Origin of the sequence: Henriciella algicola (assembly GCF_003576245.1) — a bacterium.
Taxonomy (GTDB): Bacteria; Pseudomonadota; Alphaproteobacteria; order Caulobacterales; family Hyphomonadaceae; genus Henriciella; species Henriciella algicola.
This window is the reverse complement of record NZ_QWGA01000006.1, coordinates 137,905-149,602: the sequence shown is the minus strand read 5'-3', so window position 1 is coordinate 149,602 and position 11,698 is coordinate 137,905. Positions and strand designations below refer to the sequence as shown.

Annotated in this window: 9 protein-coding genes; 5 read left to right on the top strand and 4 right to left on the bottom strand. The window is 60.5% G+C overall.

What is annotated here, in order from left to right; translation table 11 throughout:
* Positions 1-22 precede the first annotated feature (22 nt).
* Both doeB2 and D1222_RS09195 read right to left on the bottom strand, forming a co-directional pair.
* The gene (doeB2, locus tag D1222_RS09200) at positions 23-1,204 is read right to left on the bottom strand and encodes a N(2)-acetyl-L-2,4-diaminobutanoate deacetylase DoeB2 (protein ID WP_233348648.1); all 1,182 of its coding nucleotides are present in this window, start codon (positions 1,202-1,204) and stop codon (positions 23-25) included.
* A gap of 122 nt (positions 1,205-1,326) precedes the next feature.
* Positions 1,327-1,515, bottom strand: a complete 189-nt coding sequence (locus D1222_RS09195; protein WP_119453966.1) for a NepR family anti-sigma factor — start codon at positions 1,513-1,515, stop codon at positions 1,327-1,329.
* 215 nt (positions 1,516-1,730) lie between these two features.
* Here D1222_RS09195 and D1222_RS09190 point away from each other — a divergent pair, with 215 nt between their 5' ends.
* On the top strand, positions 1,731-2,972 hold the full coding sequence (locus D1222_RS09190; protein ID WP_119454055.1) for a putative DNA modification/repair radical SAM protein: 1,242 nt from the start codon (positions 1,731-1,733) through the stop codon (positions 2,970-2,972).
* A complete protein-coding gene (locus D1222_RS09185) occupies positions 2,972-4,429 on the top strand; it encodes a UdgX family uracil-DNA binding protein (protein WP_119453965.1) in 1,458 nt (485 codons plus the stop codon). The genes D1222_RS09190 and D1222_RS09185 overlap by 1 nt, the downstream gene beginning before the upstream one ends.
* Positions 4,430-4,432: 3 nt before the next feature.
* Here D1222_RS09185 and D1222_RS09180 read toward each other — a convergent pair whose 3' ends face one another.
* Together D1222_RS09180 and D1222_RS09175 are read right to left on the bottom strand one after the other, a co-directional pair.
* Positions 4,433-5,053, bottom strand: a complete 621-nt coding sequence (locus D1222_RS09180; RefSeq protein ID WP_119453964.1) for an exopolysaccharide biosynthesis protein — start codon at positions 5,051-5,053, stop codon at positions 4,433-4,435.
* A 58-nt stretch (positions 5,054-5,111) separates the two neighbouring features.
* Positions 5,112-5,732, bottom strand: coding sequence for a TetR/AcrR family transcriptional regulator (locus tag D1222_RS09175; RefSeq protein ID WP_147371847.1), 621 nt, complete (start codon positions 5,730-5,732; stop codon positions 5,112-5,114).
* Between the two features lie 114 nt (positions 5,733-5,846).
* On the opposite strand from D1222_RS09175, the gene D1222_RS09170 reads away from it, so the two are divergent.
* Genes D1222_RS09170 through D1222_RS09160 form a run of 3 tightly spaced genes read left to right on the top strand, consistent with a single transcriptional unit; the run spans position 5,847 to position 11,686 of the window.
* Positions 5,847-7,106 (top strand): efflux RND transporter periplasmic adaptor subunit, encoded by a 1,260-nt coding sequence (locus tag D1222_RS09170; RefSeq protein WP_119453962.1) that lies wholly within the window; start codon positions 5,847-5,849, stop codon positions 7,104-7,106.
* A gap of 12 nt (positions 7,107-7,118) precedes the next feature.
* Complete coding sequence (locus D1222_RS09165; protein ID WP_119453961.1) at positions 7,119-10,259, top strand: efflux RND transporter permease subunit; 3,141 nt, start codon at positions 7,119-7,121, stop codon at positions 10,257-10,259.
* A complete protein-coding gene (locus D1222_RS09160; RefSeq protein WP_119453960.1) occupies positions 10,256-11,686 on the top strand; it encodes an efflux transporter outer membrane subunit in 1,431 nt (476 codons plus the stop codon). The genes D1222_RS09165 and D1222_RS09160 overlap by 4 nt, the downstream gene beginning before the upstream one ends.
* Positions 11,687-11,698 lie beyond the last annotated feature (12 nt).

Sequence of the window (11,698 nt, the reverse complement as noted above, 5' to 3'; positions counted from 1 at the left end):
CTCCTCGGATTCGTGTTTAGGGTTAGTCGTTCAGATAAGTGGCTTGGTCGGGTAGGGGCGCGCCTGCAAGACGCGCATAAATGCGGGTCACAATCGGCAGCAGCCTGTCATTGAAGTCGTATCGGGGGGAATGGCATGGCTCGTGATGGCCCTTGCCGTCATCGGCGCCAATCAGAGCGAAGGCACCCGGTATTTCCTTGAGATAATAAGAGAAGTCTTCTGACGCCATGATCGGCACTGGCAACTCATCGAAATGCCACTGCTCACCGAGGTCGCCAGCAATCGCGTCCCGCATCAGGCCCGCTTCGCTCGCATGGTTGATGGTCGCATCATAGCGCGGGAACAGCTCAACCTCGGCTTCGACGCCATATGCTGCGGCCTGCGCGGTTGCGATGTCGCGGATCATCGTGTCGATGCGTTCGCGGTCGGCTGGATTGGCGATGCGGATACTACCCGCCATCTTCGCGCTGTCCGGAATGACGGTCTCACCGCTTGGCGCCTCGATCGAGGTCACGCTCACCACGGCGGCGTTCTGAGGTGTAATCCGGCGTGAAATGATCTGCTGCAGCGCCATGGTGACGGCAGAGGCCGCAAGAACCGGGTCGCGCGTATTCTCAGGCTGGCTCGCATGACCGCCTGCGCCGCGCAGCGTGATCCGGAATGTCCCATTACCCGCCATGACGGCGCCGTCGGGGCAAACCGCTTTGCCGAACGGAATTGCCGGCCAGTTGTGCCAGCCGAAGATGCAGTCGAGCCCCTCAAGCGCGCCATCTTCGATCATCTTCTTTGCGCCATGCCCGCCTTCTTCGGCAGGCTGGAACAGCAGGGTAACGGGGCCGGGCAGGCTTGCTTCATGGCGTTTCAGCCAGGCAGCGGTCGACATCAGAGCGGCCGCATGTCCGTCATGTCCGCACGCGTGCATGCAACCAATATGAGAGGAGCTGTAATCGAGACCGGTCGCTTCATTGATCGGCAGCGCGTCGATATCTGCGCGCAGCCCCACATGCCTGCCGGGTGCATCCGCAGCCAGTGTCGCCACGGTACCCGTCCTTGCACAGACGCGATAGGAAATGCCCATAGCATCAAGTGACGCCCGAATGACTTCGGACGTATCTATTTCCTGCCAGGGCAGCTCTGGGTGTCGATGGAGATCGCGACGAAAATCGGTAGAGGCCGCAACCAGTGTCGGCCAGTCCGCCTGCATCCCTCGGGGCAAGGTAAAGCCTTGTCTCGACATACGGTGACCGTAGCCATTGGCGGCACCACTGCAATGGGGTGACTGCTCACAAGGGCGAATTTAAATCTCTGCCCTGATTTTGTTCAGTGCTAGGCCTTAGCCTTGCGATCAGCTGCTTGAAGGAGCTGCAGAAACTCATCAGGTACCGATTTCTCGGAAACGCGATCATAAGTGCGCTTGAGGCCAGCCGACATCGCATTGCGAAATGCACGGCGGGCGTGACGCTCTTCGGCGCTCACCAGTCTTGCTTTCTTATGTTCATGCGTGTCGGTCATCATTCTGTCTCGTTGCTCAACCTGTAAACAAACAGGCGTGCCGAGCGTTCCGATTTTGTAGCTGTGGAATAGTTAACATTTAGCAGCAACACGTTGACCTTGATCGATCCGACCACTCGCCAATGGTGTGTTCATCGGCTTTTTGCTCGTTGTGTTTGACGTGGAAAAACGCTGCTGAATTGCTTTTACTGACGCGCTGTTCCTGCTATGTTCTCTTCATGGGAAAGCGTACACTTATCGACCGCCTGGCCATTCTCGCGGATGCCGCAAAGTATGATGCCTCCTGCGCCTCATCCGGGTCGGCGAAGCGGAATTCACTTTCTACCAATGGGATAGGTTCGACTGAGGGGATGGGCATTTGTCACGCCTATGCACCTGACGGGCGTTGCATCTCCCTGCTGAAGATCCTGATGACGAATTTCTGCATCTACGATTGCAAGTATTGCATCAACCGGGTGTCCAGCAATGTGGAGCGGGCGCGCTTCAGCGTTGATGAAATCGTCAAGCTCACGCTCGATTTCTACAAGCGCAACTATATCGAAGGCCTGTTTCTCTCCTCCGGCATCATCCGTTCATCAAACTACACGATGGAGCAGATGGTGGAGGTCGCCCGCAAGCTTCGGGTGGAGCATAATTTCGGCGGCTACATCCATCTCAAATCCATCCCTGAAGCGGACCCGGCGCTGATCGAGCAGGCCGGCCTGCATGCTGACCGCCTCTCCATCAATATCGAACTGCCGCGTGAAGCCTCGCTTAAATCCTATGCGCCAGAGAAGTCCGGCGCCGTCATCCGCTCGGCGATGGCTAATGTCCGTCATGGCATCGAGTCGCGCCAGCCTGACCGTAAGGAGCGGGGCAAGGCGCGCCCGCCGCGCTTCATTCCCGGCGGGCAATCGACGCAGATGATCGTCGGCGCAGACCAGTCCTCCGACAAGGACATCATGACGACCAGCGCCTCGCTCTATTCCGGCTACAAGCTTCGCCGCGTCTATTATTCGGCCTTCAGCCCCATACAGGACAGCTCTGGCGACCTGCCGCTCATCAAGCCGCCCCTGATGAGAGAGCACCGGCTATACCAGGCCGACTGGCTGATGCGGTTTTACGGCTTCGAGAAGGATGAGATTTTCGAGGCGCGGGGCGATGGCATGCTCGACCTCGATCTTGACCCGAAACTTGCCTGGGCGCTGGAGCGGCGCGAGCGCTTTCCCGTCAATGTGAACCGCGCCAGCCGCGAGGAGCTTCTGCGCGTGCCCGGCTTTGGCACCAAATCTGTGAACCGCATCCTTGCTGCGCGCCGGCACACAAACCTCCGCCTCGATCACATCGCGCGCATCGTCCGGTCGCTGAAGATCTGCCGCGACTTCATCGAAACCGTGGACTGGCACCCGTCCCGCGCGCTCGACCTTGTCACCCTGCGCGACAGGTTCGTTCCGCAGCCCCAGCAGCTCCAGCTTCTCTGATGCACCAGATCAGCCTGTCTTCCGAAACTGATTTCGAGGGATGGCGCGATGCGGCCCGCCGGCTTGCGGGGCAGGGCGTTCCGCCATCCGACATTCACTGGTCGGGCAGCGCCGCAGGCGGAGACGACCTCTTTGCAGCCGCCAGCGCGCCCGAACCTGCCACGCCATCCGGTTCTGCGCCGCGTGAAGTCAAAGTTCCTAAAGCCTTCATCGATATGGCCAAGCGGGTCATCTGCCACCGCGATCCCGCCCGTTTCGCCTGGCTCTACCAGCTATTGTGGGACCTGCAGCGCAACTGCGCCGCGCTTACCGACCCGCTCAATGATGCGGCCCGCTGGGTCAAAGCCGCCGACAAGCAGATCCGCCGCGACGTTCACAAGATGCATGCGTTCGTCCGCTTCCGGAAAGTCGGCGAGCGGGAGGGCCGCGAAGTCTTCATGAGCTGGTTTGAGCCGGACAATCGCATTGTCGGCCTGACTGCGCCCTTCTTCATGCGCCGCTTCACCGGCATGGACTGGACCATCCTGACGCCGGACGCCTGCGCCAGCTGGGATGGCAAGAAGCTCACCTTTGCGGCAGGCGCTGACCGCTCCCAGATGCCGGCAGAAGACGCGATCGAGGACCAGTGGCGTACCTATTATGCCTCCATTTTCAATCCGGCCCGGCTCAAGGTCGACGCCATGCTGTCGGAAATGCCAGCCAAATACTGGAAGAATTTGCCAGAGGCAGAGCTCATCCCTGACCTTATCCGCAAGTCATCCCAGCGTACCGGCGCGCTCCTCTCAGCGCCCTCCACCGATGCGAACATCAGGACCTCGCGCATGTCGAACTTCTTCGCCGAAGAAGAAGCGATAGAGATCAACTCACTGGATGATGCGCGCCGCGCCGCTTCTAAATGTGACCGCTGCCCGATCCATGAATGCGCCAGTCAGACCATATTTGGCGAAGGCCCGCCTGACGCGCGGCTCATGATCATCGGTGAACAGCCAGGCGATCAGGAAGACATCGCTGGCAAACCTTTCGTCGGTCCCGCCGGTCAGTTGTTCGACAAGGCGATGACAGAAGCGAATGTTGAGCGCCGTAAGGCCTATGTCACGAATGCGGTGAAGCACTTCAAATTCGCCCCGCGCGGCAAACGCCGCATGCACCAGAAGCCGAATGCAGGCGAGATCGATACCTGCCGCTTCTGGTTGGATCTTGAGCGCAAATTCGTCGCGCCGGACATCATTGTAACGATGGGGGCGACTGCGCTGCGCGGCGTCTTCGGCAAGGCCGTCGCTTTGAAAGATATGCGCGGGGCGCTGACGCAGCTCGATAATGGTACCCGCCTCATCGCGACTATTCACCCGTCATACTTGCTGCGCCTGCCGGACAGGCAGCGCGCCGCCGAAGAGTATGACCGGTTTGTCGATGACCTTGCTCGCGCGCGGTCGCTGCTATGGTCGGATGCGGCCTGACGCCTATCCCATGCCAAAGAAGGAAGCGAATTTCTCCCACGGGACAAAGGCAATCGTGACCGCTGTGGTAATCGCGGCAAGCACATAACCGATCAGCATCAACACCCCATCGCGCGCCATGATGGCGAGCCCATAGAGGGTGATGGCTGCACCGGGTGCGGCTACGGCAAATGGCACAAGTTCCAGCGGGATCATCAGCAGCGCCAGAAAGATCACAATCACGGCTGAGGCATAAACTGACCAGGGGCCAGTCAGCATCGTGATGCGCTGTGAAATCAGTCCATCGATTCGCTTCAGCCAGGGCTTGGTCTTCTTGTCGGCGGCCTTCAGCTTTTCTTTCGAGATCGACCGCTTCTCGATGAAGCCGGGCACCCAGATGCGGTCTGCCCCGAAAATGATCTGGATGGTGAACAGGATGATGACCAGCCCGACGATCATGGGCAGGCCGGGAACCGCGCCGATTGGCGGGACGACGACCAACAGGCCGAGCAGGACAATGATGGGGCCGAAGGAGCGATCTCCGAAAAGATCGAGTACGTCTCCGAATGTAACCGTATCGCCATCGATTTCGTTGATGGCTCGCTCGAGAACGTTTTCGAGCGGTTTGTCCCGCGAGGCGGTCATTGAGTGCGTCCTTGTTCTGTCGATAGGTGCTCAATAAGCGCCTGATCTGACGGAAAGTTCACACGTGGTCGCCAATTGTGTCAGGCGTCAGGATGGACTGCATCGTCTGACGCATCAGCGCGATCATGCTCGACAGATCCATGTCCGGGTTTCTCAGCAGGCGGTTTGCGAGGCCGGAGAACTGCACCATCATCATGTCGGTCCGCGCTTCCGCCAGATCGAGGCCGATCTTGTTGCCGATAAGATGCGTGAGCTGGTCGCGAATATACTTGTCGTGGCGCTGGATGATGCAGGCGATCTCCGGATTGCGTTGACACTCGGCCAGCATCTCCATGTTCAGCGCGGACTGAAGAATATCTGTCTTTTCCTCGATCGACTGGATGGCGCGCTCGGTCATCACGCTGGCGAGCTCATTTGAATCGACCGCATCCAGCTCTGCAAAGCGCTCCGCAGCTTTCGCCGACTCGCGATCGACAATGGCGGCGATGATCGCCTCCTTGCTCTCGAAATAGTGGTAGATGTGGCCGGGGCTCATTTTTGCGCGGGCGGCGATCTTGGCCATTCCCGCGCGGTGAAAGCCCATCTCAACGAAACAAAGTGCCGCTGCGTCAAGGATTTGCGAGATCCTCGCCGTACGCCGTTTTTCAGCGCCCGTCATCGGTATTGGTTTTTGTTCCAACTATTTCACATCCCGTCATTGACTTTGTGCATCGCAGCAACAAATAGAACGTTCATTCTAAAATCAACAGGTTTCGCTACATTTGAACGATCCCTGACGGCGCATAGGAAGCAAATGCCCCATTCTAAAGAGTTCTCCTCCCAGTTCCTGCGTAAGGGATTTGGTGCGGCGGCAGGTGCCGCGCTGCTCGTTCTTGCAGCTTGCGGAAATGGCGATGGCGGCGAGACCGCTGGAGCACAGGCAGCTGAAGGCGCTGGGCCTCAGCAGCAAATGGCAACGCGCGTCGAAGTCATGCCGGTCCAGCCCGCCTCCATCGGCAGTGTCCGCACACTGCCAGGCCGCGCCACGCCTTTTGCAGAAGCGGAAATCCGGCCACAGGTATCAGGTCTGATCGAAAGCCGCCTTTTCACCGAAGGCGAAGTCGTCGCAGAGGATCAGGCGCTCTATCAGATCGATGCTGACGAATATGTCGCCGCCGTCCAGAGCGCGGAGGCGGCGCTTGCGCGTGCACAGGCAACCGCTGCAGCCGCAACCGAAACGGCCCGTCGTTTTGAGCGTCTTGCCGACATCAATGCCGTCAGCCAGCAATCCTATGACGAAGCCGTCGCGGCGCAGAAACAGGCCGAGGCCGATGTCGGCATTCAGCGTGCTGCCCTGCAACGCTCGCGCATCGACCTTGCCCGCACCAAGGTGCGTTCCCCGATCGCGGGTCGTATCGGCCGCTCAGCCGTGACCGAAGGCGCACTCGTGACCGCCAATCAGGCCACCACACTTGCACGCGTCCTGCAGCTTGATCCGATCTATGTCGACATGACCGCGTCGAGTGCGCAGGTCCTGCGCTGGAAGCGCGACGTCTCTGAAGGCAAGATCGAGACGCTCGGTCCGACGACGGGTCGGTCGGCAGCTGTCCCGGTCACGCTCGAGTTTGAAAATGGCGACCAGTATCCGCTCTCCGGCCAGCTTGAATTCTCTGAAGTCAGCGTCGATCAGGAGGCTGGTACGGTCATCGTACGCGCGCAATTCCCGAACCCTGATGGCCTCATCCTGCCGGGCATGTTCCTGAAAGCATCCTTTGCGGCGGGCACCTACAATAATGTGTACGCCATTCCGCAGCGCGCTGTGCAACGCACACCGCAAGGCGACGGCTATGTCTTCGTGGCAAGCGATGACGGCACGGCCGTCCAGAAGTCGCTCACTATTCAGGAAGCCAACGGATCGAACTGGATCGTGACGGATGGTCTGTCGCCGGGCGACCGGGTCATCATCAGTGGTTTCCAGAATGTCCGCGACGGCGCGCCGGTCGAAGTGATCGCATCGCGTCAGGATGAAATGGCGGCGGTCTCGTCGCCAGCTTCAGCGACCCAGCCAGAATAAAGCTCAGTAATCATGGCAAATTTCTTTATTGATCGCCCGGTTTTCGCCTGGGTCATCGCGATCGTTATCATGATTGCTGGCGCGATGGCGCTGCGGGCCCTGCCGGTGTCGCAGTATCCTGACATCGCGCCGACGACGATTTCCGTGAATGCGTCCTATCCGGGCGCATCCGCCAAGGCGGTAGAGGACTCTGTTACCCAAGTCATCGAACAGCAGATGACGGGCCTTGATGGCCTCGATTACATCTCGTCCTCGTCCAGCTCATCCGGTCAGGCCTCTGTCACGCTGACCTTCGAGACGGGGACCGACCCGGACATCGCGCAGGTCCAGGTCCAGAACAAGCTCTCGCTCGCAACGCCGCTCCTGCCAGAGCCTGTGCAGCGTCAGGGCGTGACCGTCGACAAGGCGAGCACGGGCTTCCTCCTGATTACCGCGCTCTATTCGCCAAACGCCACTTACGACCAGACTGACCTCGGCGACTATGTCCGCTCCAACATGTACGACTCCATCAGCCGCGTTGATGGCGTTGGCCGCGTGCAGCAATTCGGCTCACAATACGCGATGCGGATCTGGCTCGACCCGGACAAGCTGGTTCAGTTTGATCTCGTTCCCTCAGATGTCATCGCAGCGATCCGCGCACAAAATACGCAGGTTTCTGCCGGTGCCCTTGGCGGCGCGCCATCTGTTGCGGGTCAGGAAATCAACGCGACGGTTACGCTCCAATCGCTTCTGAACACGCCGGAAGAATTCCGGGAGCTTCTCATCCGGACCACGCCAGAAGGTGGCTCGGTCCGCCTCGGTGATGTCGGCACGGTGGAGCTTGGCGCAGAGAACTACGCCTTCAATTCGAAATTCAACGGCCAGCCATCTTCCGGCTTCGGTGTCTCGCTTGCGACCGGCGCCAACGCCCTGGAAACGGCTGAGGCGGTCAAGGCAGAGGTCGAACGCCTCTCGCAGGCCTTCCCGCAAGACATCGAATATGCCTTCCCGGTGGACACGACCCCGTTCATCGAAACCTCCATTCATGAAGTCCAGAAGACGCTGATCGAAGCGGTTGTCCTCGTCTTCCTCGTCATCTTCGTCTTCCTGCAGAGCCTGCGCGCCTCCTTCATCCCGATGATCGCGGTGCCTGTGGTTCTGCTCGGCGTCATGGTTGGCCTTCTGACGCTCGGCTTCTCGATCAACACGCTGACCATGTTCGCCATGGTGCTCGCCATCGGTCTCATCGTGGATGACGCTATTGTGGTTGTTGAGAACGTCGAACGCGTCATGGAAGAAGAGGGGCTCGGCCCGGTCGAAGCCACCCGTAAGTCGATGAGCCAGATCACCGGCGCCCTTATTGGTATCGTCGTGACCCTGTCGGCCGTCTTCATTCCGATGGCCTTCTTCCCAGGCTCTGCGGGTCTCATCTATCGCCAGTTCTCGGTGACCATCGTCTCGGCAATGGCGCTGTCTCTCCTGATCGCCCTGATCCTGTCGCCAGCGCTTTGTGCGACCATCCTGAAAAAGCCGAACCATGAGAAGGCACCTGGCATGCTCCAGAAGCCGGCAATCTGGTTCAACAATGGCTTTGACCGGATGCGTGACGGCTATGGAAAGGTCGTCGACCGCATCCTTCGCCGCCGCTGGATCTTTGCTGGTGTCTTCGCGGTGATCGTGGCTGTGATGGCTGCAGGCTTTGTCCGTCTGCCATCCTCCTTCCTGCCACAGGAAGACCAGGGCCAGTTCATTACCCTCGTTCAGCTGCCACCGGGTTCCAGCCTTGAGCGCACCACCGAGGTCATGGACTCCGTCGGCGAGTATTATCGCGGCGCGCAGGGCGAGAACATCAAGGGTCTCTTCACGCTCGCAGGCTTCAGCTTTGCAGGGCAGGGCCAGAATAACGGCATCGCCTTCGGCGCACTCGTTGACTGGTCTGAGCGCGGCGGTCCGGGCGAATCCGCAATGGAAATCGCAGGCGCTGCCAGCGGTAACTTTGCGCAAGGCACCGAAGCCCAGATCTTCGCGATCGTCCCGCCGCCCATCCCGCAGCTTGGTAACTCGTCAGGCTTCGACATGTACCTCCAGGATGCTGGCGGTGTTGGCCATGACGCGCTTGTTCAGGCGCAGGGCCAGCTTCTCGGCATGGCCAATCAGAGCGCAGAGCTGACCGGCGTGCGCCCAAACGGCCAGGCAGACGGTCCGCAATTCAACATCGATATCGACTATCAGAAGGCGCAGGCCCTCGGCGTTGATGTCTCCGGCATCACGGGTCTTCTCTCGACGGCGTTCGGCGGCACCTATGTCAACGACTTCCTCGACCGTGGCCGCATCAAGCGGGTCTATGTTCAGGGCGAAGCGGACAACCGCATGCAGCCTGATGATCTTGGCGGCTGGTACATTCGCAATACTTCGAGCGAAATGACGCCGCTGGAGGAAGTTGTGACGACAGGCTGGACCTATGGCTCGCCGCAACTGCAGCGCTATAACGGCCTGCCTGCGCTGAACATTCAGGGCTCGCCAGCACCGGGCGTCAGCTCAGGTGTCGCGATGGACCAGATGGAAGCGCTCGTCGATCAGCTGCCGCAAGGCCTCGACATGGAATGGACAGGCATCAGTGCGCAGGAGCGCGAAGCCGGGAACCAGGCGACGCTTCTCTACATCATGTCGATCCTGTTCGTGTTCCTCTGCCTTGCCGCCCTCTATGAGAGCTGGACCGTCCCGGTTGCCGTTCTCCTGACAGCGCCGCTCGGCGTGGCGGGTGCAGTCCTCGCTGCCCACCTTCGCGGGCTCGACAATGACATCTTCTTCCAGGTGGCCCTGCTGACCACGGTCGGCCTCGCCTCGAAGAACGCCATTCTCATCATCGAGTTTGCCCGCAACCTCGAGCAACAGGGCGTTGAGCTCTTCGAGGCCGTGTCCCAGGCGGTCCGCATGCGCCTTCGCCCGATCCTGATGACGAGTTTCGCCTTCGGCTTCGGTGTGCTGCCGCTTGCGCTCAGCACCGGCGCGGGTGCAGCTGGTCGCCAGGCCATCGGTACGGCCGTCCTCGGCGGCCTGGTCGTCTCGGTGATCCTCGGCCTTCTGTTTGCGCCGCTCTTCTACGTGATGATCCGCAAGCTCACCGGCCAGAAGCCTCTGACCCAACCTGGTAACAAGGAAGCCGTCGCATGATCTCGACGAAACGTATGATCCTCGGCGCTGTGGCGGCCGCTGCGCTCAGTGGCTGTGCCATGATCTCGCAGCCCTATGAGCAACCGGCCGCGCCGATCCCGGACGCCTTGCCGGTGACAGATGCTGACGGCGAACGGGTAGAGCCGCTCTACTGGCAGGACGTCTTCATCTCCGAGGAACTGCGCGAACTGGTTCGCCTGTCTCTCGCTGAGAACCGCGACCTGCGGATCGCCGCAGCCAATGTACAGCTCGCCCGCGCGCAATTCGGCATTACTCGCGCCCAGCGCCTGCCGACCGTCACCGCCAATGGCGGCTTCACCGAAGGCGGCACGATTGGCAGCAATAATGGCGGCGCAGGCAATTTCGACAATGCCGCCGCCAGCATCGGCATCACCGCCTATGAGCTCGACCTCTTCGGCCGCGTCGCCTCTCTGAATGAGGCCGCCCTGCAGAGCTATCTGGCTTCCGCAGAGGGGGAGCGCGCCGCCAAGATCGCGATCGCTGCCACGGTCGGTGAGATCTGGATGCAGCTCGCCGCTGACAAGGCGCTGCTCGCGCTCGCCGAGGATACGGTCGATGTGCAGTCGGAATCGCTGAACCTCACGCAGGAGCTTTTCAACGCCGGCATCGCGACAGAACTCGATGTCCGCCGCGCTTCCGCCAGTGTGGAGACTGCACGCGCTCAGGCAGCTGAATTCTCCGCGCAGGTCGAACAGGACCTCAACGCCCTCCGCCTCGCGGTTGGTACAGACCTTCCCGCAGGCACGCTCGGCGCAGCTAAGCTCGACCCGACGCCGCTCGCCGAAGAAATCCCGATTGGCCAGTCGTCGCTCGTCCTCCTGTCGCGCCCGGATGTGCAGTCGGCAGAGCGCCAGCTCATGGCCGCCAATGCCAATATCGCTGCGGCGCGCGCTGCCTTCTTCCCGATCATCTCCCTGACGGGGCAGGTGGGCTATTCCAGCGATGAGCTGGGCGACCTCTTCGACGGCACGCTCGGCTGGTCCTTCGGCCCGTCCATCTCGCTGCCAATCTTTGATGCAGGCGCGCGCCAGGCCAATCTCGATGTTCGCCGCGCACAGGAACAGCTTGCCGTCGCCAACTATGAGCAGGCGATCCAGTTCGCCTTCCGCGACACGGCTGACGCCCTGGCTGTCCGCCGCACGATCGATCAGCGTGTCGATGCGCTGATCAGGCTGGTGGAAGACACTGAAATCACGCGGGATCTTTCCGAGGAACGCTTCCGCGTCGGCGTGGATGACTATCTCTCGGTCCTCGATTCCCAGCAGCTCTATTACGATGCCCGCCAGCAGCTCATCCGCGCAAATCTGGTGCGCAGCCTCAACTCCATTGCGGTCTACCGTGCGCTCGGCGCATGGCCTCGCGATGAGGTAGAGGCGGACGGCGAAAACCTGACGCCTGAGTCATAATATCTGGACAGG

Coding starts and splice junctions, on each gene's coding strand:
- D1222_RS09170 (WP_119453962.1), top strand. CDS start 5,847: ATGCCCCATTCTAAAGAGTTCTCCTCCCAGTTCCTGCGTAAGGGATTT.
- D1222_RS09160 (WP_119453960.1), top strand. CDS start 10,256: ATGATCTCGACGAAACGTATGATCCTCGGCGCTGTGGCGGCCGCTGCG.
- D1222_RS09185 (WP_119453965.1), top strand. CDS start 2,972: ATGCACCAGATCAGCCTGTCTTCCGAAACTGATTTCGAGGGATGGCGC.
- D1222_RS09190 (WP_119454055.1), top strand. CDS start 1,731: ATGGGAAAGCGTACACTTATCGACCGCCTGGCCATTCTCGCGGATGCC.
- D1222_RS09195 (WP_119453966.1), bottom strand. CDS start 1,515: ATGATGACCGACACGCATGAACATAAGAAAGCAAGACTGGTGAGCGCC.
- doeB2 (WP_233348648.1), bottom strand. CDS start 1,204: ATGCAGGCGGACTGGCCGACACTGGTTGCGGCCTCTACCGATTTTCGT.
- D1222_RS09180 (WP_119453964.1), bottom strand. CDS start 5,053: ATGACCGCCTCGCGGGACAAACCGCTCGAAAACGTTCTCGAGCGAGCC.
- D1222_RS09165 (WP_119453961.1), top strand. CDS start 7,119: ATGGCAAATTTCTTTATTGATCGCCCGGTTTTCGCCTGGGTCATCGCG.